Source organism: Devosia sp. 67-54, assembly GCF_001899075.1.
Lineage (GTDB): Bacteria > Pseudomonadota > Alphaproteobacteria > Rhizobiales > Devosiaceae > Devosia_A.
In genome coordinates this window covers 215,276-239,288 of the sequence record NZ_MKVA01000002.1, presented here as the reverse complement: position 1 = coordinate 239,288, position 24,013 = coordinate 215,276, and the positions used below count along the sequence as shown (strand labels likewise).

22 protein-coding genes are annotated in these 24,013 nt (G+C 67.4%); 8 read left to right on the top strand and 14 right to left on the bottom strand.

Annotated features, from left to right (window positions below):
• Window positions 1-120 precede the first annotated feature (120 nt).
• From BGO82_RS01910 to BGO82_RS01875, 8 genes are all read right to left on the bottom strand, one after another.
• Window positions 121-1,293 (bottom strand): mandelate racemase/muconate lactonizing enzyme family protein, encoded by a 1,173-nt coding sequence (locus BGO82_RS01910; protein ID WP_291303853.1) that lies wholly within the window; start codon window positions 1,291-1,293, stop codon window positions 121-123.
• A gap of 1 nt (window position 1,294) precedes the next feature.
• Window positions 1,295-2,206: a dihydrodipicolinate synthase family protein gene (locus BGO82_RS01905; RefSeq protein WP_291303852.1), complete on the bottom strand. Its 912-nt coding sequence runs from the start codon at window positions 2,204-2,206 to the stop codon at window positions 1,295-1,297.
• Window positions 2,203-3,039 (bottom strand): carbohydrate ABC transporter permease, encoded by an 837-nt coding sequence (locus tag BGO82_RS01900; RefSeq protein WP_291303851.1) that lies wholly within the window; start codon window positions 3,037-3,039, stop codon window positions 2,203-2,205. The genes BGO82_RS01905 and BGO82_RS01900 overlap by 4 nt, the downstream gene beginning before the upstream one ends.
• A gap of 1 nt (window position 3,040) precedes the next feature.
• A complete protein-coding gene (locus tag BGO82_RS01895) occupies window positions 3,041-3,985 on the bottom strand; it encodes a sugar ABC transporter permease (protein WP_291303850.1) in 945 nt (314 codons plus the stop codon).
• 51 nt (window positions 3,986-4,036) lie between these two features.
• A complete protein-coding gene (locus tag BGO82_RS01890) occupies window positions 4,037-5,314 on the bottom strand; it encodes an extracellular solute-binding protein (protein WP_291303849.1) in 1,278 nt (425 codons plus the stop codon).
• 74 nt (window positions 5,315-5,388) lie between these two features.
• Complete coding sequence (locus tag BGO82_RS01885) at window positions 5,389-6,195, bottom strand: SDR family oxidoreductase (RefSeq protein ID WP_291303848.1); 807 nt, start codon at window positions 6,193-6,195, stop codon at window positions 5,389-5,391.
• Complete coding sequence (gene ugpC, locus BGO82_RS01880) at window positions 6,192-7,280, bottom strand: sn-glycerol-3-phosphate ABC transporter ATP-binding protein UgpC (RefSeq protein ID WP_291303847.1); 1,089 nt, start codon at window positions 7,278-7,280, stop codon at window positions 6,192-6,194. Before ugpC ends, BGO82_RS01885 begins: the two co-directional genes overlap by 4 nt.
• Window positions 7,281-7,285: 5 nt before the next feature.
• Window positions 7,286-9,004, bottom strand: a complete 1,719-nt coding sequence (locus BGO82_RS01875; protein ID WP_291303846.1) for an SMP-30/gluconolactonase/LRE family protein — start codon at window positions 9,002-9,004, stop codon at window positions 7,286-7,288.
• A gap of 100 nt (window positions 9,005-9,104) precedes the next feature.
• Between BGO82_RS01875 and BGO82_RS01870 the strand changes: the two genes are divergently transcribed.
• The 5 genes from BGO82_RS01870 to BGO82_RS01850 all read left to right on the top strand — a co-directional run bounded on the left by BGO82_RS01870 (window position 9,105) and on the right by BGO82_RS01850 (window position 14,560).
• A complete protein-coding gene (locus tag BGO82_RS01870; RefSeq protein WP_291303845.1) occupies window positions 9,105-10,256 on the top strand; it encodes a mandelate racemase/muconate lactonizing enzyme family protein in 1,152 nt (383 codons plus the stop codon).
• 105 nt (window positions 10,257-10,361) lie between these two features.
• Window positions 10,362-10,727 (top strand): DUF488 domain-containing protein, encoded by a 366-nt coding sequence (locus tag BGO82_RS01865; protein ID WP_291303844.1) that lies wholly within the window; start codon window positions 10,362-10,364, stop codon window positions 10,725-10,727.
• The gene (locus tag BGO82_RS01860; protein ID WP_291303843.1) at window positions 10,720-12,132 is read left to right on the top strand and encodes a nitronate monooxygenase; all 1,413 of its coding nucleotides are present in this window, start codon (window positions 10,720-10,722) and stop codon (window positions 12,130-12,132) included. Before BGO82_RS01865 ends, BGO82_RS01860 begins: the two co-directional genes overlap by 8 nt.
• Window positions 12,133-12,308: 176 nt before the next feature.
• A complete protein-coding gene (ctaD, locus tag BGO82_RS01855) occupies window positions 12,309-13,925 on the top strand; it encodes a cytochrome c oxidase subunit I (RefSeq protein ID WP_291303842.1) in 1,617 nt (538 codons plus the stop codon).
• Between the two features lie 8 nt (window positions 13,926-13,933).
• Window positions 13,934-14,560, top strand: a complete 627-nt coding sequence (locus BGO82_RS01850) for a Tim44 domain-containing protein (protein WP_291303841.1) — start codon at window positions 13,934-13,936, stop codon at window positions 14,558-14,560.
• Here BGO82_RS01850 and BGO82_RS01845 read toward each other — a convergent pair.
• A complete protein-coding gene (locus tag BGO82_RS01845; protein WP_291303840.1) occupies window positions 14,557-15,426 on the bottom strand; it encodes a LysR family transcriptional regulator in 870 nt (289 codons plus the stop codon). The two genes, BGO82_RS01850 and BGO82_RS01845, sit on opposite strands and share 4 nt — an antisense overlap.
• Window positions 15,427-15,644: 218 nt before the next feature.
• On the opposite strand from BGO82_RS01845, the gene BGO82_RS01840 reads away from it, so the two are divergent.
• Window positions 15,645-16,919, top strand: a complete 1,275-nt coding sequence (locus BGO82_RS01840) for an aminotransferase class I/II-fold pyridoxal phosphate-dependent enzyme (protein ID WP_291303839.1) — start codon at window positions 15,645-15,647, stop codon at window positions 16,917-16,919.
• A gap of 36 nt (window positions 16,920-16,955) precedes the next feature.
• On the opposite strand, the gene BGO82_RS01835 is transcribed toward BGO82_RS01840, so the two are convergent.
• The 5 genes from BGO82_RS01835 to BGO82_RS01815 form a co-directional block, all read right to left on the bottom strand.
• A complete protein-coding gene (locus BGO82_RS01835; RefSeq protein ID WP_291303838.1) occupies window positions 16,956-17,585 on the bottom strand; it encodes a TerC family protein in 630 nt (209 codons plus the stop codon).
• A 66-nt stretch (window positions 17,586-17,651) separates the two neighbouring features.
• The gene (locus tag BGO82_RS01830) at window positions 17,652-19,169 is read right to left on the bottom strand and encodes a tripartite tricarboxylate transporter permease (protein WP_291303837.1); all 1,518 of its coding nucleotides are present in this window, start codon (window positions 19,167-19,169) and stop codon (window positions 17,652-17,654) included.
• Window positions 19,166-19,702: a tripartite tricarboxylate transporter TctB family protein gene (locus BGO82_RS01825; RefSeq protein ID WP_291303836.1), complete on the bottom strand. Its 537-nt coding sequence runs from the start codon at window positions 19,700-19,702 to the stop codon at window positions 19,166-19,168. The genes BGO82_RS01830 and BGO82_RS01825 overlap by 4 nt, the downstream gene beginning before the upstream one ends.
• Complete coding sequence (locus BGO82_RS01820; protein WP_291303835.1) at window positions 19,699-20,649, bottom strand: tripartite tricarboxylate transporter substrate binding protein; 951 nt, start codon at window positions 20,647-20,649, stop codon at window positions 19,699-19,701. The genes BGO82_RS01825 and BGO82_RS01820 overlap by 4 nt, the downstream gene beginning before the upstream one ends.
• A gap of 176 nt (window positions 20,650-20,825) precedes the next feature.
• Window positions 20,826-21,890: an ABC transporter substrate-binding protein gene (locus BGO82_RS01815; protein WP_291303834.1), complete on the bottom strand. Its 1,065-nt coding sequence runs from the start codon at window positions 21,888-21,890 to the stop codon at window positions 20,826-20,828.
• Between the two features lie 68 nt (window positions 21,891-21,958).
• On the opposite strand from BGO82_RS01815, the gene BGO82_RS01810 reads away from it, so the two are divergent.
• Together BGO82_RS01810 and BGO82_RS01805 are read left to right on the top strand one after the other, a co-directional pair.
• Window positions 21,959-22,630, top strand: a complete 672-nt coding sequence (locus BGO82_RS01810; protein ID WP_291303833.1) for a response regulator transcription factor — start codon at window positions 21,959-21,961, stop codon at window positions 22,628-22,630.
• Window positions 22,627-24,003, top strand: a complete 1,377-nt coding sequence (locus tag BGO82_RS01805) for a sensor histidine kinase (RefSeq protein ID WP_291303832.1) — start codon at window positions 22,627-22,629, stop codon at window positions 24,001-24,003. Before BGO82_RS01810 ends, BGO82_RS01805 begins: the two co-directional genes overlap by 4 nt.
• Window positions 24,004-24,013 lie beyond the last annotated feature (10 nt).

Genomic DNA, 24,013 nt, shown 5'->3' with positions numbered 1-24,013 from the left:
ACATGTCTATGCACGTCTTTCCGGGAACGATACCGGCGATTTTGCCGGACGGCAAGATGGCGCGCGCAGCCGCCATTCCGGCACCCGCAAACCACGGACTATCGCTGTAGATTCAACGTGCTAGCGCACGAAGGCGAACACCTCGTCCTTCGGCTCGGCGCCGATCCCCACCCCGGTCGGCACCAGATAATTCCCGGCCGCGCACGACATGTCTGTCCCCGTAAACTCGAGGTTCCGGTCGAAGATCGAGTGCTGGTATTCGTGGTACGGCACATCCCTCAGCGTCGACGCCACTTGCAGGCTCGCCGCCATGAACAGCCCGACGCTGATCGAGGCATGCGGGATCACCCGCATATGCGCCGCCTGCGCCATCCGGCCGATGCCCGCGAACTCGGTGATGCCGGTATGGCCCATCTCCGGCTGCACGATGCTCATCGCCCGCCGCTCGATGCGCTGCCGGTACTCGAACACCGTGCGCAGCTCCTCGCCCAGCGCCAGCGGCACGCCGATCCCCTGCGCCACCCGCAGCTGCCCCTCGAGATCCTCCGGCGCGCACGGCGCTTCGGCGAAATAGAGGTCGTACGGCTCGAGCTTGCGGATCAGCCGGATCGCCTCGGCCGCCTCGAATTTCCAGTGCAGGTCGACCATGATGTCGACCTTCGGCCCCAGCGCCTCGCGCAGCGCCGCCATCTCGGCGACGATGCCCTCGTCCGACACCACCGCCGCGAACTTCACCCCGGCAAAGCCCTTGCCCACCCACTCGACGGCGAACTCCACCCGCTCGCTGAGCGTCGCCCTGGGCAGCCCCGACACATAGGCCGGAATCGTCGCGTGCCGCCGGCCGCCGAGCAGCGTCGACACCGGCACCCCCAGCCCCTTGCCGAACAAATCCCACAGCGCGATGTCGAGCCCCGCCAGCGCGTCGACATAGAATCCGCCGAAAAAGCCGCGCACCCGCATCAGATCGTAGAGATCCTCGTGGATCACCGCCACGTCGCCGGGGTCGCGCCCCACGATCACCGGCCCCAGCACGTCGTCGACGATCGCTCTGGTCGCCTCCGGCGCAACGATGCCGTAGCATTCGCCCCAGCCGACCTTGCCGCTCTCGCCCGTGACCTTGATGAGCAGCGTCATGTCGGTCGAGGGATAGATCGTGCGGTTGCCCTTGCGCACCAGGTAGCCGCGCGCGTTGATCGCCTCGCCCGGCTTCAGCGGCCCCAGATACGGCACCTCGCGCGGGATCGAGATGATGAACGTCTCGACCTTGGCGATACTGTCGACGACATTGGCCATCTCACACCGGCGCGTTGAGCATGTAGGGAAGCTGCGCCTCGGCCAGCAGCTGATCAAGCTCGCGCCGGTCGCCGGCGTCGAATTTCGGCCCCTTCGCCCGCACGAAAACGTGCTTCAGCACGCCCCGCCGCCGCAGCACCTCCTTGGTCATGTGCATGCGGAACACCGCCTGGAAGTTGAGCAGCGGCAGCGACGCCGAATAGAGCCGGCGCGCCGTCTCGACATGCCCCGCCTGAAACGCATGCACCAGCGCCGCATGGATGTCGGCGAGCTCCGCGGCCGGCATCGTCCCGGCCGCGCCGCGCGCCATCTCGTCCATGATGTAGCGCCCGCCTGCCCCCCCGAAGATGCCCTTGACGCTGTCGTCGAGCACCGCCCGCATGCGCGTCAGATGCTGCCCGCAGGGGGGCGTTTCTTCCTTCACGTACTGGATCGCCGGCACCGCATTGGCCACCGCCGCCGCCTCTTCCGGCGTCAGCCCGGCGCCCACCGGCTTGGGCTGGTTCTGCAGCATGATCGGCACATTGGCCCCGGCCGCGACCTCGGTGAAATACGCCGTCTGCTGGGCCACGTCGTTGCCCAGCGCGAACGGCGCGATCACCATCGCCGCCGCCGCGCCGATCTCCGCCGCGAGCGCGATGTGCCGGCGCGCCTGCGCCGGATCGGGGTCGCTCGCCCCCACGATGATGGGGATGCGCCCGCCGATCCGGTCGGCGAGCAGCCGCACCTGCCGCGTGCGCTCCGCCGCGCTCAGTGTTTCCACCTCGCTGGCGACGCCCGGATAGACGACGCCGTCCGAACCGGCCTTGATGGCGAAATCGATGACGGCGACGAAATCGTCTTCGTCGATGCTGCCGTCGTCGCGGAACGGCGTCGGCAATACGGGGAACGAACCGGCGAGCGTCGGGGTCATTTGACGGCCCCGGCGGTCACGCCCTGGATGAAATAGCGCTGCAGGAACATGAAAGCGATCACGATGGGAAGGGACACGAGCAGTGAAGCGGCCATCGCGCCGCCCCAGTCTGCGTTGGTTTCGTTGAGATAGGTGAGCAGCAGGCCCGGCCCGATCGTGCGCTTGTCCTCCGACACGATCAGCGTCAGCGAATAGAGCAGATCGTTCCAGCTCCACATGAACGAATAGAGGAACACCGTCACGATCGGCGGCACCGAGATCGGCAGCACGATGGTGTGGAAGATCCTGAGGTCCGACGCCCCGTCGGCCCGCGCCGCATCGATCAGCTCGTCCGGCACCTGGCTGAAATAGCTGTAGAGCATGTAGGTCGCCACCGGCAACGCGAACACGATGTAGCTGAGGATCAGCCCCGGCCGCGTGTCGAGCAGCCCCAGGCTCGTCATCACCGGATAGAGGCTGATCAGCAGCAGCCCGAACGGGAACATCTGCGCCGACAGCATGAACAGCATGATCGGCTGCCGCCCGGCATAGCGGTATTTGGCGAAGCTGTAGCCGGCATAGATCGCAAGGATGGTGTTGATCGTTGCGCTGGCGCCCGAGGTGATCAGGCTGTTGCCCAGATAGACCAGCAGCCGGCTCTCGGCGATCGCCGACCAGAAATGGCTGAAGGTGATCTCGTGCGGAAAGAAGGTCGGGATGATCTGGTACAGCTCGGCATTGTTCTTCAGCGCCGAGGTGATCATCCAGTAGATCGGAAAGAACAGGTAGAACCCGATCACCACCAGCAGGCCGCCGAACACGATTTTGGAGATGCGGCTCGAAAGGTCGAACATCTCAGCGCCTCACCAGCAGGCGCAGGTAGAAGAACGCCGGCGGCAGCAGCGTCGCCACCCACAGCACGCCGATGGCCGAGGCCATGCCTACATCCCATTGCTCGAACGCCTTGCGGTAGACCTCGACCGACAGCACCGCCGTGGCGCGCACCGGCCCGCCGCCCGTGAGCGCGTAGATGGTGTCGAAATCCTGCAGCCCGCCGATCACGCCCAGCACCACCACCACGATCAGCACCGGCCGCAAATGCGGCAGCACGTGGTCGCGCAGGATGGCGAAATTGCCGGCGCCGTCGACCCGCGCCGCATCGAGCTGCTCGGTGTCGACGTTCTGCAGTCCGGCGAGGAAGAACGCCATGAACAACGGGATCGAGCGCCAGACGCGCGTCAGGATCACCGCCAGCATCGCCCCCTCCGGCGTCGACAGCCACGCCTGCGGCACCTGGATCAGGTGCAGCTCGAGCAGCAGCCCGTTGATCAGCCCGAAGCGAGAATTGAAGATCCAGGCCCAGATGAAGGCGCTCACCGTGCTCGGCACCACCCACGGCATCAGCGTCAGCGCCCGGATCACGCCGCGGCCGCGGAATTTCTGGTTGAGCAGCAGCGCCCAGCCGAGCCCGAGCACCAGCGTGCCCAGGGTCGAGCAGCCCACATAGATCACCGTCGTGCCGAACGAGCCCCACACTTCCGGATCGGTCAGCACCTGCTCGAAATTGCGCAGGCCGATGAAGGTCGGCGTGATCGATTGCAGCGTGTCCTCGAACAGCGACAGCGCCAGCGCCTGCCCGAAGGGATAGAGAATGACCACGGCGAAGGCGATCGCCGCCGGCGCCAGCATCAACAGGCCGATCCGGCGCTGCACGGCCTGCAGCCCGCCGCGGCGGGCGTGGCGCGAGACCGGATAGTCTTCGATGCGGGTCGGTACGGGGCCGGCGGTGTCGCTGCTCATGTCGTGTATCCGAAGGATAGGCGTCCGGAGGTCCCGGACGCCCTGCTTTGCTTACTGCGCGTGACCGGCCTTGATCATCGACTCTTTCATGCGCGCGCCCATCGAGGTGATCGCATCGTCGGCCGACTTCTGCCCGAGCAGCGCCGCCTGCACTTCCTCGGCGAGGATGTCGGTCAGCTCGCCGCTGTTGCTCCAGATGCCCACTTCGTTGCGCTTGGGATTGGTGTTGTTCTTGGCCCAGGCGCTGAGATAGGCGTCGTCGGCGACGATCGGATTGGCCCGCGCCGAGATGGTGCCCGGCAGCGCGCTCTGTTCCACCGGGAACTGCGTCTCCACCGCATCGTCACCCAGCCAGGCCACGAACTGCATGTTGGCGTCGTCCTTGGTCGGCGGGTTGCTCTGCTGGAAGGCGATGATCAGATGCGCCCACTGGATCGAGGTCGGCTCCTGCCCGGCATTGGCCACCGGCACCTGCATCGGCTTGATGTTGACGTCGAAATCCTTGCCCTTGCCCGAGAAGCTGCGCAGGAACGTGCGCGACTGCGGCGCATCGAGATAGAACGCCGCGGCGCTCTGGCCGACGAGGCGGCGTGCGTCGGGACGCCCGATCTCGGGCGCGATCAGCCGCTCCTTCATCAGGTCGACGAGGAAGCCCAGCGCCTTCTTGCTGGCGTCGCTGTCCACCACCACCTTGCCGTTGGCGTCGATGATGTCGGCGCCGAACGCATATTCCCAGGTCTGGAAGTCGACCAGGATGTCGGAATTGTTCTTGGTCGCCATCGCATAGGGCACCGAGTTCGGCACCTTGTCGCGGATGGCGATCAGGTCCTTCTTGAACTCGTCGGTGGTCTTGGGCATCTCGGTGATCCCCGCCTGCTGCAGCACGGCGTTGTTGGCGACCATGCCGATCGAGCCCGACATCAGCGGTAGCGCCAATTGCTTGCCGTCGACCTGCCCCATCGCCAGCGCCTCGGGGGCGTAGATCTTGGCGAGATTGTCGGCGCCGAACACCGTGTTGTAGTCGACCAGGCCCGGCAGGCTGGCGAACGACGGCAGCCAGCGCTCCGAGATCTGCACCACGTCGGGCTGCGTGTGCGAGCGCACGCGCAGCAGCAGGTTCTTCTGCAGATCGCCGAACGCCGAGGCGATCGGCTCGACCGTCTTGCCGGTCTTGGACGTGAACCCGGCGATGATCTTGTCGACCGACGGCTTGGCCGATTCCTCGGCATAGCTGTAGCCCATCCAGCTCACATCGGCCGCCTGCGCGGCGCCGATGCCCAGCATGGCAACCGCCAGCGCGGTCCCCATCAGTCCTTTTACGTGCTTCACTTCAGTCCTCCCTTGGAACTCGGTTTCAAGTGGTCGAAAACCCGCAAAGCCCCCTATGGGCGTCGCGGTATTGCTTAGACGACGCCTCCATCCACGATGAAGGTCTGTCCGGTGATGAGGCGTGAATCGTCGGCGGCGAGGAACAGCGCCATGCGGGCGATGTCGCCCGGCAACAGATGTTCCTTGAGGCATTGCGCCTCCAGATATTCGGCGAACTTGCCCTGGTAGATGCGCTTGGCGCGTTCGACCTGGCGCTCGGTCAGCACCCAGCCCGGCGCGATGGAATTGACGCGGATGTTGCGTTCGCCCAATTCGCGCGCCAGCGACTTGGTCATCCCCATCACCGCCGACTTGGCGGTGGTGTAGAAGATGAGCCCCGCCGCCCCGCGCATCCACGAGATCGAGCCCATATTGATGATGGCGCCGCCGCCGGCCTTCGCCATCCCCGGCGCCACCGCCTGCACCGCGAAGAACTGGTGCCTGAGATTGGTCGCCATGCGCTCGTCCCAATAGTCTGGCGTCACCTCTTCGAGCGGCCGCCGGTCGTCATTGCCGGCATTGTTGACGAGCACGCGGGCGGGTCCGACGCGCTGCTGCAGCCGGTCGAGCGCCGCGTGCAGCGCCTCGATGTCGCGCAGATCGGCCACTTCGGTCTCGGGACGATGGCCGGTCGCTTGATCGACCGCCTCGGCCGTCGCCTTCGCATAATCGGCGCTGAGCTCGATGAAGCCGACCTTGCATCCCTGCGCGCAGAAATGCTCGACGAGGCCCGCGCCGATCCCCGAACCGCCGCCGGTGACGATCACGCTCTTGCCCGCGAGGCTCGGATAGCGCGCCACCTCGACTGCGACCTTGGGGATCAGTTCGGCGTGCATGGTCATGCCGCCTCCAGCGCCACGGGACGGGCCGATGCGAGCATGGTGCCGTCCGCGGCGAACACATGGGCCATGCCCGGGTCGAGCGCCACGCCCACCTTCTGGTTGGTCTTGAGCGCCCGTTCGCCCGAAAGGCGCACCACCAGCAAATCCTCGGTCCCCGGCAACGCCACATAGGCGTAGGTGTCGCTGCCCAGATGTTCGGTCATCGTCAGCGTGCCGCCGAGCGTGCCGCTGCGGCCCGCCTCGACGATTTCCAGATGCTCCGGCCGCACCCCGATCGTCGTCGCGCCCTCGAGGCCGGCGCGCAGCGCGATCTCGCCGCCCGGCAGCGCGTAGCTGTCGCCGTGGCGCGCGCCCAGGGTCAGGAAATTCATCTTCGGCGAGCCGATGAAGCCGGCGACGAACCGGTTGACCGGCGCATTGTAGAGCTCGAGCGGCGAGCCCACCTGCTCCACCCGTCCGGCGTTCAGCACCACGATCTTGTCGGCGAGCGTCATCGCCTCGATCTGGTCGTGCGTCACATAGATCATCGTCGTGCCGAGCCGCTCCTTCATGCGGGCGATCTCGATGCGCATCTCGACGCGCAACGCCGCATCGAGGTTGCTGAGCGGCTCGTCGAACAGGAAGATGCGCGGCTCGCGCACGATGGCGCGGCCGATGGCGACGCGCTGCCGCTGTCCGCCCGAAAGCTGCCGCGGCTTGCGCTCGAGATAGTCGGCGATGCGCAGCACCTTGGCCGCCGCCAGCACCCGCTGCTCGATCTCGGCCTTGGGCGTGCCGGCGAGCCTGAGCGCGTAGCCCATGTTCTGCGCCACGCTCATATGCGGATAGAGCGCATAGGACTGGAACACCATGGCGATGCCGCGCTTGGCCGGCGGCACGTCGTTGACGATCTCGCGGTCGATCGCCATCTGCCCCGCGGTGATCTCGTCGAGCCCGCAGATCAGCCGCAGCAGCGTGGACTTGCCGCATCCCGACGGCCCGACGAAAGCGACGAACTCGCCATCCTCGACCGTCAGGTCGATGCCCTTCAGCACCTCCGTGGTGCCGAAACTCTTGCGAACATCCTTGAGCTCGAGCCGGGACAAGTGCGCTAGCCTCCATACACGTTCTCGGGCAACCCCTTGATGCCCGTATCGATCGCAAACACGCTCCCCGACAACGGTGCCTCCGCCAGTTGCCCCGCCGAGAGGCGGATGCGGGCCGAGGTGACGAACAGCGTCTGCATGTCCGGCCCGCCGAACACGCAGCTCGTCGGTCGCGGCACCGGCAGGTTGATGACGCGGTCCACCTTGCCCTGCGGGTCGTAGCGCGTGACGCACCAGCCGTCCCAATGCGCCACCCACAGGAAGCCCTGGGCGTCGACGGTCATGCCGTCCGGCTTGCCCTCGCCCTCCGGCACGGTGATGAACGGCCGCCGGTTGGCGATCTCGCCGGAGGCAAGATCGAAATCGTAGGCGTAGACCACCTGCTTCTGCGTGTCGGTGAAATAGAAGGTCTTGTCGTCCGGGCTCCAGCCGAGGCCGTTGGCGACGTGGAAGCCGCGGTCCATCTCCATCGCCCGGCCGTCGGTATCGATGCGCCACAGCCGCCCGCGATCGGGCGCCGTGTCGATGGCGAGCGTCCCCGCCCACAGCCGCCCCGCGCGATCGCATTTGCCGTCGTTGAAGCGGTTGCCCGGCCGGTCCGCCTCGGGGCGAACAATGGTGGTGATGTCGCCGCTCGCGAGATCGAGGCCGCGGATCTCGCCATGCATGGCCGCGACGAACCCGCCGCGCCGGCGCGGAATGACGAAGCCGATCAGCTCCGGCAGCGGCAGCGCCCGATAGGTGCCCGCGACCGGATCGCCGATGCACACGGCAGGCGCCAGGATGTCGACGAAATACAGCTTGCCGTCCGCCGCCGACCAGTGCGGCCCCTCGCCGAGGAACGCGCTCGCCGGAATCGCGCAATGCACGTCGGCCCGGTCGGGACCGAGCGGCCGCGGTTGCACGGCGATGGACATGGCGAACTCTCCGATATTGCCCGAAATGCGTCGTGCCGCCTCGATCACGTCGCGGCCGAGCGCGTGCAGCCGGTCGACCGGCAGCCGGAACGACGGCCCGATGATGCCGATGGCGCCGATCGGCTCGCCGCGATGGTTGAGCACCGGCGCCGCCACCGACGAGATGCCGACATTCTGCTCGTCGACCGAAATCGCGTAGCCGCGCGCCTTGGTCAAATCGAGCTGGTGGATCAGCTCGTCGCGATTGACGATGGTGTTCGGCGTGAGCCGCTCGAACTCCACCGCGCTGAGCAGCGCCCGGCGGCGCTCCAGGCTCAGATGCGCGAGGATCGCCTTGCCCAGCCCGCTGGCATAGGCGTCGACCTTGCTGCCGACGCCATTGTTGAGCCGGAGCGGCTGCGGCACCTCGCGCTGGTCGACATAGAGGACGCTGTCATCCTCGAGCACGCCCAGCCGGATGGTCTCGCCGGTCAGGTCGCGCAGGCGCACCAGCTCGGGCTCGGCGGCGCCGCGCAGATCGAATTCGTCCCACACCTTGTGCGCCCACTGGAACACCCGGGACGCCAGCCGGTACGTCTGGTCGCGCGCGTCGAGATTGAGCAGCCGTTCCTCGGTCAGCGCCTGCAGCATGCGGTGCAGCGTGCCTTTCGGCATGCCGGTGCGCTCCAAAAGCTCGGTGAAGCGCAAGCCACGCGCCGTCGAGGCAACCTCTTCGAGGATCTGGATCCCGCGGGTGAGCGCTTGTACGCCCGGAATCCCGCCCAGCTCGGCCTCAGACTCCTCCGATTTGAGCTGCGTGCGCGCCATTCCCCATCCCTGCCGGCCGCCCCCTTGCGCGGGAGCTTGTGCCTTGCGACGGCCTGTGCTGTATCTTGGAACTGAGTTCCAAGTCAACAGGGAGAGTTTCGTGCGCATCACCAGGGTCGACCACATGCTGGTCCGGATGCCCTTCACCGAGGATATCCTGTGGGGATCCGGGCGGCGCATCGGCACCACCCGGCTGATCTGTAAAATCGAGACGGATCAAGGGATTAGCGGCTGGGGCGAGACGATTTCGCTGATCGCCGCAGTGCCGGCGGTATTCGCCGACATCGTCGCGCCCCTCGCCGTCGGCTACGACGTGGCCGACGCCGAACGTTTCCACAGGCATGTGCTGGGTGCCGGCTACTACCACCACAAGCGCGCCGCCGTGATGGCCATCGCCGCGCTCGAGATGGCGATGTGGGACGCGCTGGGTAAAAAGGCCGGCCTGCCGCTCCACGCCCTGTGGGGCGGCCGCTGGCGCCGGGAGGTCGAGGCCTCCGCCTACCTGTTCACCAACGACCGCCAGGGCCTGGCCGAGCGGCTCAAGCGTTTCCTCGACCTCGGCTACACCACCTTCAAGGTCAAGATCGGCTTCGATGAGCCCTCCGACATCGGCCTCGCCGAAACCGCACGGCAGGTGATCGGCGACAAGCCGCTCCGCCTCGACGTCAACGGCGCCTGGACCGTTCCCACTGCCAAGCGCCAGCTCGAAAAGCTGCGCGCCTTCGATCCTGCCTATGTCGAGCAACCGCTCGAGCTCGACGACCTCGCCGGCCACGCGGCGCTGGTCGCCGCTTCGCCGGTGCCCATTGCCCTCGACGAGAGCGCCTATACGCTCACCGATGTCGGCAACATCGTCCGCGCCGCCGCCGCCGACGTGGTGCTGCTCGATCCGCACGAAGCCGGGGGGCTGTGGCAGACCGTCAAGGCCGCCGCCATCTGCGAGGCCGTCGGTATCCCGGTGACGCTGCATTCGGGCGCCGAACTGGCGCTGTCGCAGGCCGCCTACATCCACCTCGCCGCCTCGATCCCCAACATGAACATCGCCATCGACACCGAGCGCGCTTACCTCGGCGGCGACATCTCGCCCAATCCGCCGGTGCTCGCCAATGGCCGCTTCGCCGTGCCCGAGGGGCCGGGCCTTGGCGTCGAGGTCGACGAATCGGCGCTCGAAAAATACCGCGTCGACGGCATCGCCGGGGCCTATCTCGACAAGGCCCGCCCCGACTGGTTCCCCGTCAAGCCCGCCTATTGAGGGCAGCCCGCGCCCTGCGACGTTGCGGCCTGCGATTTGCCCTTACCTGCGGCGGTGCCGCCTGCCTACATTGGCGCCTTGCGGCATCTTGGGTGGCGGTGAAGCATGACCGGCAGCTTTCGGATAAAGCGCATCTACCTGCCCGCGGACGACGCGGATGGCCAGCGCGTGCTGGTCGACCGCCTGTGGCCACGCGGCATCCGCAAGGCCGACGCCGGGATCGATCTCTGGCTTAAGGACATCGGCCCGAGCACGGCCCTGCGCCAATGGTTCGGGCACGATCCCGAGCGATTCGCCGAATTTGCCCGCCGCTATCGCGCGGAGCTCCAGTCCCACGCCGACCTGCTGGCGCAACTCCACCAGCTCGCCGCCAGGCATCGTGTAACGCTGCTCTATTCGGCGCATGACGAGGCCCACAACCAGGCGGTTGTGCTCAAGCAGGTTCTGGACGAAGCTGCACCGCATGACTGACCGTGCGCCAAGCCGCATCCTGTCCCTGCTCGGCTGCCGGCACCCATTGGTGCTCGCCGGCATGGGCGGCGTCGCCCGCTCGGAGCTGGTCGCCGCCGTCAGCGAAGCCGGCGGCTTCGGCTTTCTCGGCATGGTGCGCGAGCCGCCGGCGCTGATCCGGCGCGAAGTCGAGGCGGTGCGCCGGCGCGGCATCGAGCGCTTCGGCGTCAACATCATTCCCGCCGCCACCGACCGGCTGCTGCTCGAGCAGCAGGTCGACACCATCCTCGAGCTCGAGGTGCCGGCGGTGGCGCTGTTCTGGGATTTCGACGCAGCGCTGGTGCGCCGGCTGACCGACGCCGGCATATGCGTCGTCTACCAGGTCGGCTCCGCCGCCGAAGCCGCGGCGGCACGGGACGCCGGCGCCGCAATCGTCATCGCCCAGGGATGCGAGGCCGGCGGGCATGTACGCGGCACCATCCCGCTCGCACGGCTGCTGCCGGACGTGGTCGCCGCCGTCGATATCCCGGTACTGGCCGCAGGCGGCCTTGCCCGCGGCGACGATCTCGTCACCGCCACCGCGCTCGGCGCCGAAGGCGTCGTGCTCGGCACGGCGCTGATGGCCGCCGAGGAATCCTTCGCCCACCAATACCACAAGCAGCGCCTGCTGCTTGCCGCCGCCAGCGACACGCTGCTCACCGACACCTTCCACATCAACTGGCCGATCGGCGCCAGGGTGCGCGTGCTGTCGAGCGCCGTGGCCGCCGGCGAGCGGGGGCCGGACGCGCCTGATCGGCGTGTCGTCATCGGCGAGGAGGACGGCCGCCCGATCTACCTGTTCAGCACCGACTCGCCGCTGCGCTCGATGACCGGCGACTTCGAATCCATGGCTCTTTACGCCGGCACCGGCGTCGGCAGCATCTCGGCGATCCGCCCCGCCGCCGACATCATCGGCGCCCTGCTCGCCGAAGCCGACACCGCGCCGATCGGGGCCGCCGCCGCGCGCGACGCCGCCAACGAGCTCGCCTCGCCCGTCTGCTACATCGGTGAAATGAGCGGCGCCTATGTCGGCCAGCTCGAAGCGGGCGAAATTGCCGAGGAGATGACGAAACTGCTCGGCGAATTGCAGGCGCTGCTGCGCAACGTGGCTGGCCACGAGGTGGCCAGGAATGCGCCGCCCTTCGGGCCTCGCAGCAAGGCGCTCGCCCGCTGGCTCGCCGGTCTTGCATCTGCCTGGCCGCAGTCCGTCGCCGCGTCGCAGCATATCGAGGCGGTGGGGGCCGGTATCCTGCAGGACCACCTCGGACGCCTGATCCCACGGCTTCCCGACAATGATTTGCGCACCGGCCTGTCCGAGCTTCGGGCCTGGATCAACGACACCTGCGACCAACCACAGCCGCAAGCCCCCACGCCCGAGCCGGCCTGACGCCTTGGCTACCGCATGCCGCCGCCGCTCGACGAATAACAGCAACAATACTGCGTATAACGACGAATAATATTCGTTTGTCATATATAAAAGTGCAGCATTAGCTGGCCGGCGAAAGCGTCGGCGACGGCCCCTCCCGGCCGCCGCGCGCGAGGCACGCAGCAAAGAGCCGGACCATGGATATCGCCGAGACCCCCGCCCCGTCATCGTTCTCGATGCAGGTGAGGCGATGGGCCTTCTCGACCAACCACAAGGACATCGGCACCCTCTATCTGGTGTTCTCCGTACTCGCCGGCCTGCTCGGCACCGCGCTGTCCTTCCTCATCCGCTTCGAGCTGCAGCAACCCGGGCTGCAACTGTTCCACGACACCGACGCCTACAACGCTGTGGTCTCCGCCCATGGCCTGGTGATGATCTTCTTCGTGCTGATGCCGGCGCTGATCGGCGGCTTCGGCAACTGGTTCGTGCCGCTGCTCATCGGCTCGCCCGACATGGCATTCCCGCGCATGAACAACGTCTCGTTCTGGCTGCTGGTCGCCGCCTTCCTGCTCTTTCTCGTCTCGCTGTTCGTCGAGGGCCCGGCCGGCTCCAACGGCCACAGCGGCGGCTGGACCATCTACCCGCCCTACTCGACCATCGGCGAGCCCGGCCCGGCGGTCGATTTCGTCATCCTCGCCATCCACCTTGCGGGCGCGAGTTCCATCCTGGGCGCCATCAACTTCATCACCACCATCTTCAACATGCGCGCGCCCGGCATGACGCTGCACAAGATGCCGCTCTTCGCCTGGGGCATGCTGGTCACCGCCTTCATGCTGCTGCTGTCGCTGCCGGTGCTCGCCGGCGCCATCACCATGCTGCTGACCGACCGCAATTTCGGAACCACATTCTTCGAGCCCGAAGGCGGCGGCGATCCGATCCTCTATCAGCATCTGTTCTGGTTCTTCGGCCACCCCGAAGTCTACATCATGATCCTGCCGGCCTTCGGCATCGTCAGCCACGTGATCTCGACCTTCTCGAAAAAGCCGATCTTCGGCTACATGGCGATGGTCTATGCCATGGTGGCCATCGGCGGCATCGGTTTCGTGGTCTGGGCCCACCACATGTTCACCACCGGGCTCAGCCTCAACGTCCAGGGCTACTTCATGTTCGCCTCGATGGTGATCGCCGTGCCGACGGGCGTGAAGGTGTTCTCCTGGCTCGCCACCATGTGGGGCGGCTCCATCACCTTCCGCACGCCCATGCTGTGGGCCACCGGCTTCATCATGCTGTTCACCATCGGCGGCGTCACCGGCGTGGTGCTGGCCAGCGCCGGGGTCGATCACTCGCTGACCGACACCTATTACGTCATCGCCCACTTCCACTACGTGCTGTCGCTGGGCTCCGCCTTCGCCATCTTCGCCGGCCTCTACTACTGGTTCCCCAAGATGACCGGCTACATGTACAGCGAGAAACTGGGCAAGCTGCACTTCTGGACGATGTTCATCGGCGTCAACATCGTCTTCTTCCCGCAGCATTTCCTCGGCCTCGCCGGCATGCCGCGCCGCTACGTCGACTACCCCGACGCCTATGCGATGTGGAACCTCGTCTCCTCGATCGGCGCCTACATCTCGACCTTCGGCGTCATCCTCTTCGTCGCCACCATGATCGAGGCGTTCGTCCGCAAGCGTCCCGCCGTCGCCAACCCCTGGGGCGAGGGCGCCACCACGCTGGAATGGACGCTGACCTCGCCGCCGCCGGAGCACACCTACAACGTGCTGCCGCGCTTCGACGAGGCCTCGTCCGAGCATGCGTGAGCCGTCCGATGCAAGAGCTTGATGCCCTCGCGGTGTTCAACATCGTCATCATCTTCGCCATCGCCGGCTTGTGGGTCTTTCTGCGCGATGCCGCCAACGCCGATCCCGACGACAAGGACGATCTGCGGCACCGCCTTGCGATGATCGGCCTGCCCGGCGGCGACGTGCTGGTCCCGCCGCCGGAGGCGTCTGCGGCGGAGCGGCCGGTCCCGCTTCGCGTCGCCGGCCACAGCGAGCCCGATTTCATCGTCAATGCCCGCAACGCCTACGAGCGTATCGTCGCGGCGGTGGCGCATGACGACCTCAAATCCGTCGAGCAATTGCTGACCGATGAGGCGCGTGTCGACTTTGTCACCTTCCTCGCGGCCCGGCGCCTGCGCGGCGAGGTCGCGTCGCTGACCTTCATCGGCTTTCGCGGCGCCGAGCTCATCGATTCGGGCGTGGCCGGCAACACGGCCTGGGCCGAAATCCGCTTTGCCACCGAGCTCGTTTCGGTGGTGCGCGACCGGGCGGGACAGGTGATCGAAGGCGACCCGCGGCGCGTCGTGCAATGCGCCGAACGCTGGACCTTCGAGCGCGACCTCGAAGCCAGGCAATCGCAATGGCGGCTGGCGGCGACCGACAGCGACGGCTAGAGCCGCGCCTGCCCCTCGCTCGCCTGCGCCGCCGCGCTCGTCCGAAAGCCACGCCGGACGAGGTCGACCAGCCCCTGTTCGACCCGGCTCGAATAGACCATGTGCACCGAATAGGCGAATTCCGGCGCCGCAGCGATACGGTAAAGCTCGCCATGCTCGAGATAGGGCCCGATGGCGCTCAGCCGGAAATAGCCGGCGCCTCCGGCCTGAATCAGGTACAGCAGCGCCAGCGGCCCGTGCGAGGTCGAGATCCCCGGGCTCGCATGCTGCGGAAACGCCGCCTGGTGGCTGGCCTGGAACAGCGGGCCCCAATCGACATGCACATACTCGTCGCTGTCGATCCGGCCGCGTGGATCGGTGCTGACCATCACCAGCTTTTCCTCGTGCAGCAGTTCGACCACGATCGCCGGACCCTGCGGCGGCGGATCATAGAGCACCGCGAGGTCCAGCGCCCCCGCATGCACCGCCTCGAGCAGGCGCGCCGGCGTATCCACCTCGGCGCGCAGTGCGATGTCGGGCGCTTCGCGCTTCATCCACACCAGCCAGTCGACGAGGATCGGGTTCCACAGCGCGAGCTCGGCCCCGACGCTGACCACGTCGGTGCGGCCCTGCGGCAGCGCCACCTGCAGCCGCGCCCGGTCCCACACCTGCACCAGCGTGCGCGCATGGCGTAGGAAGCGCTCGCCGGCCGGCGTCAGCCGCGCGCCGGCCTTGTTGCGCACGAACAGCCGCCGCCCGAGCTGCTCCTCGAGCGCCCGGATGCGGGCGCTCACCGCCGTCTGCGTGATGTTGAGCCGCGCCGCCGCCGCCACGAAACTGCCGGTGTCGGAGATTTCGAGGAAGGTCCGCGCCTGCGTGATGTCCATTGGTTCACTGCATCATCGTTGTACACAAACCGAATATCATTCGCTTGACGCGGTTTGAAGCCGGATGCGAGGGACAACCCGATCGCGGAATGGCTTGCTCCCGATGCCGCCCACCATGGCAAGGCCGTCTCCCCGACCCCCTTGGTCGCGGCGGGGCAGCGTTTATTGTGCAGGCCAACCCGGATCGATCACGACCGGGACGAAAGAGGACGACATCCATGAAGCTCGAGACGCTGGCCCTGCACCACGGTTACACGGCCGAACCCACCACCAAAGCGGCCGCCGTGCCGATCTACCAGACGACGTCGTACACCTTCGACGACACCAAGCATGGCGCGGACCTGTTCAACCTGGCCGTGCCCGGTAACATCTATACCCGCATCATGAACCCCACCACCGACGTGCTGGAAAAGCGCGTCGCCGAGATGGAGGGCGGCATCGCCGGGCTGTGCGTGGCCTCGGGTATGTCGGCGATCACCTATGCCATCCAGGCCATTGCCGGCGTCGGCGACAACATCGTCTCGACCAGCCAGCTCTATGGCGGCACCTACAATCTGTTCATGCACTCCTTCCCGCGCCAGGGCATCGAAGTGCGCATGGCCAAGGCCGACGATTTCGATGCCTTCGACCGGCTGATCGACGACAAGACCAAAGCCGTGTTCTGCGAATCCATTGGCAATCCGGCCGGCAACGTCGTCGACGTCGAGCGCCTCGCCGCCATCGCCCACAAGCATGGCGTGCCGCTGATCGTCGACAACACCGTGGCCACGCCCTATCTCTGCCGCCCCATCGATTTCGGCGCCGACATCGTGGTGCACGCGCTGACCAAATATATCGGCGGCCACGGCAATTCGATCGGCGGCATCATCGTCGATTCCGGCAAGTTCGACTGGGTCGCCAACAAGGCCCGCTTCGCCGTGCTCAACGAGCCCGACCCGTCCTACCACGGCGTCGTCTATACCGAGGCCCTCGGGCCGGCCGCCTATATCGGCCGCTGCCGCGTCGTGCCGCTGCGCAATACCGGCGCCGCGCTGAGCCCGCACAGCGCCTTCCTGATCCTGATGGGCCTCGAAACGCTCGGCATCCGCATGGAGCGCCACTGCGAGAACGCCGAGGCGCTGGCGACGCATCTCAAGAACCACCCCAAAGTCGCCTGGGTGAACTATGCCGGCCTGCCCGGCGACAAATACAACGCGCTCGCGAGGAAACTCGCCAAGGGCAAGGCCTCCGGCATCGTCAGTTTCGGCATCAAGGGCGGCTCGGCCGCCGGCAGCCAGTTCATCGACGCCCTGCAGATGATCCTGAGGCTGGTCAATATCGGCGACGCCAAATCGCTCGCCTGCCACCCCGCCTCGACCACGCACCGGCAGTTGAGCCCGGAGGAGCTTGCCCGCGCTGGCGTCTCCGAGGATCTGGTGCGCCTCTCGGTCGGCATCGAGCACATCGACGACATCATCGCCGACGTCGACCAAGCCCTCGCCAAGGTTGCGTAGGACACTCAGGCCGGACGCGTTCCCCGCGTCCGGCCGTCAGGATTTGAGCAGCGGCAGGTGTGGTAGCTGTCCGCCGACAAGCTGGTCGGCGCCTTCATAGATCATCGCCAGCGCCACATAGGCGATGATCGCGAGGCCGACCCACGCAATCCAGCGGAATCGGTGCAATAGCCGCGCGATCCACGACGCCGCGACGCCCATCAGCACCACCGACAGGATCAGCCCGAAGATCAGTGCCGACAGATGGCCGCGCGCCGCGCCGGCGACGGCCAGCACATTGTCGAGCGACATCGATACGTCCGCGAGCACGATCTGCACGATCGCCTGCCCCAGCGTCTTTTGCCGCCCGCCGGTGCCCTCGCCCTCCTCCGACGCCTCGCCGCTGACGCGCAGCTCCGAATACATCTTCCAGCACACCCACAGCAGCAGCAGCCCGCCGGCCAGCAGCAGCCCGGTGATCGCCAGCAATTGCGTCGCGGCCAGCGCGAAGGCGATGCGGATCCCCGTCGCCGCCACGATACCGATCATGATGGCCTTGCGCCTGAGCTCGAGACGCAAGCCCGCCGCGGCGAGCCCGATCACCACCGCATTGTCGCCCGACAGCACGACATCGATGAAGATCACCTGCAGATAGGCGGCAATGGTCGACGGGGCGAGGCCCAGCATCACGGCATCACATGTTGAGGAAAGAACGACGGCGGACGGCCGGCATCGATGCCGGCAGCCCTGGCGCTAGTCATCGTCGGCACCGACCGCCGCCAGGATCTGCCCGCGGCCCCGTGCCCTCAGGATCAGCGGCAGCACCAGCGCGATCAGCGCCAGCCCGAGCAGGACCGCGGCGATCGGCGAGGCGACGAGCACGCCGACATCGCCCTGGCTGATCGCCAGCGCCCGCCGCAATTGCTGTTCCGCCATCGGCCCGAGGATCAGCCCCACCACCACCGGGGCGATGGGAAAGCCGAAAACCCTGAGCCCGTAGCCCATGAGCCCGAACACCAGGAGCATCACCAGCTCGGCCACCGACGGGTTGGCGCCGATCGTCCCCAGCGTCGCGAACAGCAGGATGCCGGCATAGAGCCACGGCTTCGGCACCGCCAGCAGCCGCACCCACATGCCGACCATCGGCAAATTGAGCACGACCAGCATGAAATTGGCGATCAGCAGCGAGGCGATCAGCCCCCACACCAATTGCGGGTTGGTGGCGAACAGCAGCGGGCCCGGTTGCAAGCCGTATTGCTGGAATCCAGCCAGCATGATCGCCGCCGTCGCCGAGGTCGGCAGGCCGAGCGTCAACAGCGGCACCAGCGTGCCCGCAGCCGAGGCGTTGTTGGCCGCCTCGGGCCCGGCGACGCCCTCGATCGCGCCATTGCCGAACTCGTCCTTGTGCCTGGAGAGCCGCTTTTCCACCGCATACGAAAAGAACGTCCCGATCTCGGCGCCGCCCGCCGGCATGGCGCCGATGGGAAAGCCGATGATCGTGCCGCGCAGCCATGGCTTCCATGAGCGCGCCCAGTCGGCCGCGTTCATCCACAGCGAGCCGCGCACCGGCTCGACCCGGTCGGGCGCGCGCCGCCCCTGCGCCGCGACGAACAGCGTCTCGCCGATGGCAAACATCGCCACCGCCAGTGTCGTCACCTCGACGCCATCGAGCAGATCGGGCACGCCGAAGCTGAGCCGCGCCTGCCCCGTCTGCTGGTCGATGCCGATGAGCCCGAGCGCCAGCCCGACGAACAGCGAGGTCAGGCCCCGCAGGGTGGACTCGCCGAACGCCGCCGACACCGTGACGAACGCCAGCACCATCAGCGCGAAATATTCGCGCGGCCCGAACGCCAGGGCGAACTTTACGATCCACGGCGCAAGGAACGCCAGCGCCATGGTCGCGATCAGCCCGGCGACGAACGAGCCGATGGCGGCGGTCGACAGCGCCGCCCCGCCGCGGCCGTTCTTGGCCATCTTGTTGCCCTCGAGCGCCGTGACGATCGAGGCGCTTTCGCCCGGCGTATTGAGCAGGATCGACGTGGTCGAACCGCCATACATGCCGCCATAATAGATGCCCGCGAACATGATCAGCGAGCCGCCCGGATCGAGCCGGTAGGTCACCGGCAGCAGCAGCGCCACCGTGGTCGCCGGGCCGATTCCCGGCAGCACGCCCACCAGCGTGCCGAGGGTCACGCCGACCAGGGCGTAAAGCAGATTCATCGGCTGGATCGCAACGCCCAGCCCCTGGATGAGCAGATCGAGCGTATTCATGCGGCGGATCCCGGAACGACCAGTGTCAACAGGGCCGACAGCGCGGCGGAGAGGGCGTGCTCGAGCGGCCCGCCTGGCAAGGTGAGAGCCAGCCCGCGCGCAAACAGCAGCCAGACCAGCATCGAAATCACCACCCCGGCCGGAACGCTGATCCACCAGCGCCGTTCGCCGAAGCCACGCGCCACCAGCGCGAACAGCAGTCCGGTTGCGATCGAAAAGCCCACGGTGCGAATCGTCAGCAATTGCAGCAGCAGGCCGCCGACGATCCACAGCACCGGCCGGACCTCCTGCGGCTCGCGTTCGGGAAAATCGCCGCGCAGCGCCTCGATGATCGTCCAGAGGCCGAGCCCGGCGAGGCCGACCGCCACCACATAGGGAACGGTCTGCGGGCCGATGCGGGCATAGCGCACCGCGGCATTGAGATGGCTCGCATCCCAGGCGATGACGCCACCCACGGCGATCAGCACCGCCGCGACGGCAAGCGCCGCCCGATCCGGGCGGCGCGCAGGTTTTTGGGAGAGCTCGGTGCTCACGAAACGAGCCCGATGTCCTTGAGGATGGCCGTGGTGCTGTCGATTTCCTTGGCGAGTTGCGCCTTGAACTCGTCACCGGCGAGATAGGTATTGATCCAGCCCTTGGTTTCGAGCGTCTTCTTCCACTGCTCGGACTGCACCATCTTCTCGATATCGGCGTTGATCGCGGCAATCTGCTCCGCGCTGAGGTCCGGGCCGGCGCCGATCATGCGCCAGTTCTGCACCACGAGGTCGACCCCGCCCTCCTTGAAGGTCGGCGCATCGACGATGGCGATGCGGTCGGGCGCCGACACGCCGAGCACGCGCAGCGCCCCGGCCTCCACCTGCGACTGGAACTCGCCATAACCCGAAATGCCCACCGTGGTCTGGCTGCCCAGCACTGCGGCCAGCGCCTCGCCGCCGCCCGAAAAGGCGACATAATTGACGGATTTGGGATCGACCCCCACGGTCTTGGCGTAGAGGCCGGCGGTGATGTGGTCGGTGCCGCCGGCCGAGCCGCCGGCCCAGGACACCGAGCCCGGATCCGCCTTGAGCTTCTTGGTCAGATCGTCGAGCGTCTTGAGGTCCGACGAAGCCGGCACCACGATCACCTCGTACTCGCCGGTCAGCCGCGCGATCGGAGTGATCGCATCGAGCCCGACGGGCGACTTGTTGGTGAGGATCGCGCCGACCATGACATAGCCGGAAACGATCAGCTTGCTCGGATCTCCCTTGGCCTCCTGCGCGAACTGCGCAAGCCCGATGGTGCCGCCGGCGCCGGGCACGTTGGTGACCTGTACGTTGCCCGCGATGCCGGCGCCGGTCAGGGCGTCCTGGATGGCGCGGGCCGTCTGGTCCCAACCGCCACCCGGCGCCGCCGGGGCCATCACGGAATAGTCGGCCGCCTGCGCGGCAAAGGGCAGTGCGAGGGCAGCGGCCAGAATGGACGCAGCGATGGTGTGTTTCATGCTTCCTCCTCGTGCGGCCGTGCAGCAGCAGGCCGCGCCATGGGGAGACCCCGGGCGCCCACAATGGGCAGTCAGTGTTGTCCGAGTCCTCCCAGACTCCTCAGGTCGCTCCGCTTATTGTGGAGTCGGCCCTTGCAGCATGGGAGCACACCAAGCTGTCACCAACCTGTCGCCGCTCATTGGCGGCGCAGGGCGTCGTTCCAGCGCTTGATCAACCGGGCGCTCTTGACTTGGTCGAGATAGACCATGAGGCCGGGACTTACCGGCACCGGCCGGAGCTGCTGGCCCAGCGCCGCCTGCATGGCGTTGGCGGTATTGTCGCCGGTGACGTCGGGATTGAGCGCAGCGATCTGCAGCTTCTGCGCCATGATCGTCTGCCCCTCCGCCGACATGAAGAACTCCAGCATCGACCGCCCGAGATCGGCATTGGCCGCGGCGCTCGGCACCAGCCCGATGCGCGAGGTGACGATGGTGAAATCGCGCGGCAGCACGATGCCGAGGTCGGGATTGCGCGATGCCGCCTCCGCCGCATACGAGCCGAGGATGTTGTAGCCGAACACGAACTGGCCATTGGCCACGCGCTCGACGATGGCCGAGGTGGTCGAGTAGAGCTTGACTCCCGCCGCTCCCATCGCTCCGACCAGCCGCCAGAGGTCGGCATACTGCTCCTGGTCGCGGGAAAAGAACATGAACCCGACCCCCGAGCGCTCGATGTCGTAGGTGCCGATCCGGCCGAACACGCTGTCCGCATTGTCCTCGAGATAGTCGAGCAGCTCGCCCCGCGTCGCCGGCGGCGTGCGGCTGGCAAAGGCCGGCTTGTTGTAGATGAACACCGCCGGCTCGTAGGTCAGGGCATAGGCGGTGTCGCGCCAATTGGCCCAGCGCGGCCAGCTCGCCGCCAGCGCCACATGCGCCGGCTGCGCATAGCCGTCATTGGCGAGCTTCATCTGCAGATCCATCGACGACGAGAAGGCGAAATCGGCGGTGACCCCGCCGGCATCGGTCTCCTTGACGATCCGGTCGTAGATATCGGCCGTCTGCAGATCCTCGTACGACACGGCGATCGCCGGATACTTCGCCTGGAACGCCTCGATCATCGGCCGCGCCAGCGGCGCGTCGAGCGAGGAATAGACGGTGACCGTCCGCGGCGTGGGATTGCCGTCGCGCGCCGGAAACAGCGTGGGCTGCGCCAGCGCCGGCGTCGCAACCAGCACGGCAAGGAGCGCGAGGCGGGCAAACATCGGCGCAGCATGCCGCCTGCCTTGCGCCCCGGCAACCCCTGCGACTAGCATCGGCGGGGAGGGGTGGGATGCGCATACTCGTTGCCGAGGACAATACGACGCTTGCGGACGGGCTTGCAGCGGTGCTGCGGACGGCCGGCTACGCCGTCGATGTCGTCCATGACGGCGTCTCCGCCGACGCGGCGGCCAGCAATACCGATTTCGACCTCGTCATCCTCGATCTCAATCTGCCCGAAATGGATGGCCTCGACGTGCTGCGCGCCCTCAGGCGGCGGCACAGCACCTCGTCCGTTCTGGTGCTCACCGCGCGCGGCGCCATAGACCAGCGCGTGCGCGGCCTCGACCTCGGCGCCGACGACTACATGAGCAAGCCCTTCGACATCCCCGAGCTCGAGGCGCGTGTCCGCGTGCTGCTGCGCCGCCGCGCCGGCCTGCACACGGCGCAAATCTCGTTCGGCGACATCAGCCTCGACACCGTGACGCGCACCGTCACCGCCGGCAGCGTCACGCTCGACGTCCCGGCGCGCGAGCTGAAGCTGCTCGAAACGCTGCTGATGCGGGCCGGCAAGGTCGTTGCCAAGCAGGCGATCATCGACTCGCTCGCCGATTTCGACGACGACCTCAGCGCCAACGCCGTCGAGCAATACGTCTCGCGCCTGCGCAAGCGGCTGGCGCCCTACGATTTGACCGTACGCACCGCTCGAGGGCTCGGCTACTACCTCGATCGGACCGACGCGTGAGCAGAAGCTATTCCCTCCGCCAGCGGCTGCTCGCCGGCCTGCTGCTGGCGCTTGTCGCCATCGCCGCCGCGGCTGTCGCCGACAGTTGGCGCGAGGCGCAGCAGACCGCGACACAGGTCTCGGACCGCGTGCTGGCCGGCTCCATCCTCGCCATCGCCGAGCGCGTCATCGTCGCCGAGGATGGCGGCCTCGAGGTCGACGTCCCTTACGTCGCGCTCGAAATGCTCACCTCGTCGGCGCAGGATCGGGTGTTCTACCGCGTCGACGGGCCCGCCGGCTTCATTACCGGCTACAACGCCCTTCCAACCGTACCCGGTGCCGGCTCCGACATCGTCTATGGCGACAGTACCTTTCACGGCGAGCCGATCCGCCTGGGCTCGCTGCAGCGCGCTGCCTCCTCCGGCGTCAGCGCCATCCCCTTCACCGTGACCGTCGCCGAAACCATGATCGCCCGCAGCTTGCTGGCCCGCTCGCTGCTGCTGCAGGCGGCGATCCGGCTGGGCGTCCTGATCGCTGCCGCCGCGGTCGTCGTCTGGCTCGCCGTCGGCCTGTCGCTGCGCCCGCTCTACCGGCTGCGCGGCGCCATCGCCGAGCGCAGCCCCTCCGATCTGAGCCCGATCGCCCAGGCGGTGCCGCGCGAAGTCGAGGGTCTCGTCGACACCATCAACTCGTTCATGACGCGCCTGAGCTCGGCGCTTGGCGCCCTGCGGCATTTTACCGGCAATGCCAGCCACCAATTGCGCACTCCGATGGCGATCGTGCGCACGCAACTGGCGCTGGCCCGGCGCGCCGGCACTGCTGCCGACCGCGACGCCGCCATCGCCCAGGCCGACGCTGCGGTGGAGCACGCCGAGCGCGTGCTGGCGCAGTTGCTGCTGCTGGCGCGGATCGATGAGGCGGCCTCCGACCGCGCCCATCTGCCGCTGGTCGATCTCGCCGAGATCGCCCGCGCCGTCGCCGCCGAGCGCGTGCCGGAAGCCAACAGCGCCGGCATCGACCTTGGGTACGAGGGCGCCGAACATGCGCTGGTCCGGGCCGACGCCATGCTCACCGGCGAACTCATCGGCAACCTCATCGCCAATGCCATCGCCTATGCGGGACGTGGGGCCGAAGCGACAGTGTCGGTGACCGAGACGGCCGACGCCGTCATCCTGTCGGTGACCGACACCGGCGCAGGCCTTGCCGCCGACAAGGCGGCACATCTGGGCCAGCGCTTTTCCCGCGAGCACGGCGACAAGCCGGGCCAGGGTCTCGGCCTCGCCATCGTCGGCGAGATCGCCGGCCTCAGCGGCGGCAGCGCCGAAATCCGCTCCGACCGCGGCAAGGGCTTTGCCGTCACCGTGTCCTTTCCATCAAGCGTCGGCGACGTCTGAACGGTCGTCG

What these genes read in the sequence shown, in the direction of transcription:
- BGO82_RS01900 (WP_291303851.1), bottom strand. Translation starts at nt 3,039, where the DNA reads ATGTTCGACCTTTCGAGCCGCATCTCCAAAATCGTGTTCGGCGGCCTG.
- BGO82_RS01850 (WP_291303841.1), top strand. Translation starts at nt 13,934, where the DNA reads ATGCAAGAGCTTGATGCCCTCGCGGTGTTCAACATCGTCATCATCTTC.
- BGO82_RS01830 (WP_291303837.1), bottom strand. Translation starts at nt 19,169, where the DNA reads ATGAATACGCTCGATCTGCTCATCCAGGGGCTGGGCGTTGCGATCCAG.
- BGO82_RS01865 (WP_291303844.1), top strand. Translation starts at nt 10,362, where the DNA reads ATGACCGGCAGCTTTCGGATAAAGCGCATCTACCTGCCCGCGGACGAC.
- BGO82_RS01885 (WP_291303848.1), bottom strand. Translation starts at nt 6,195, where the DNA reads ATGACCATGCACGCCGAACTGATCCCCAAGGTCGCAGTCGAGGTGGCG.
- BGO82_RS01875 (WP_291303846.1), bottom strand. Translation starts at nt 9,004, where the DNA reads ATGGCGCGCACGCAGCTCAAATCGGAGGAGTCTGAGGCCGAGCTGGGC.
- ctaD (WP_291303842.1), top strand. Translation starts at nt 12,309, where the DNA reads ATGGATATCGCCGAGACCCCCGCCCCGTCATCGTTCTCGATGCAGGTG.
- BGO82_RS01905 (WP_291303852.1), bottom strand. Translation starts at nt 2,206, where the DNA reads ATGACCCCGACGCTCGCCGGTTCGTTCCCCGTATTGCCGACGCCGTTC.
- BGO82_RS01835 (WP_291303838.1), bottom strand. Translation starts at nt 17,585, where the DNA reads ATGCTGGGCCTCGCCCCGTCGACCATTGCCGCCTATCTGCAGGTGATC.
- BGO82_RS01840 (WP_291303839.1), top strand. Translation starts at nt 15,645, where the DNA reads ATGAAGCTCGAGACGCTGGCCCTGCACCACGGTTACACGGCCGAACCC.
- BGO82_RS01815 (WP_291303834.1), bottom strand. Translation starts at nt 21,890, where the DNA reads ATGTTTGCCCGCCTCGCGCTCCTTGCCGTGCTGGTTGCGACGCCGGCG.
- BGO82_RS01845 (WP_291303840.1), bottom strand. Translation starts at nt 15,426, where the DNA reads ATGGACATCACGCAGGCGCGGACCTTCCTCGAAATCTCCGACACCGGC.
- BGO82_RS01810 (WP_291303833.1), top strand. Translation starts at nt 21,959, where the DNA reads ATGCGCATACTCGTTGCCGAGGACAATACGACGCTTGCGGACGGGCTT.
- BGO82_RS01895 (WP_291303850.1), bottom strand. Translation starts at nt 3,985, where the DNA reads ATGAGCAGCGACACCGCCGGCCCCGTACCGACCCGCATCGAAGACTAT.
- BGO82_RS01910 (WP_291303853.1), bottom strand. Translation starts at nt 1,293, where the DNA reads ATGGCCAATGTCGTCGACAGTATCGCCAAGGTCGAGACGTTCATCATC.
- BGO82_RS01860 (WP_291303843.1), top strand. Translation starts at nt 10,720, where the DNA reads ATGACTGACCGTGCGCCAAGCCGCATCCTGTCCCTGCTCGGCTGCCGG.
- BGO82_RS01820 (WP_291303835.1), bottom strand. Translation starts at nt 20,649, where the DNA reads ATGAAACACACCATCGCTGCGTCCATTCTGGCCGCTGCCCTCGCACTG.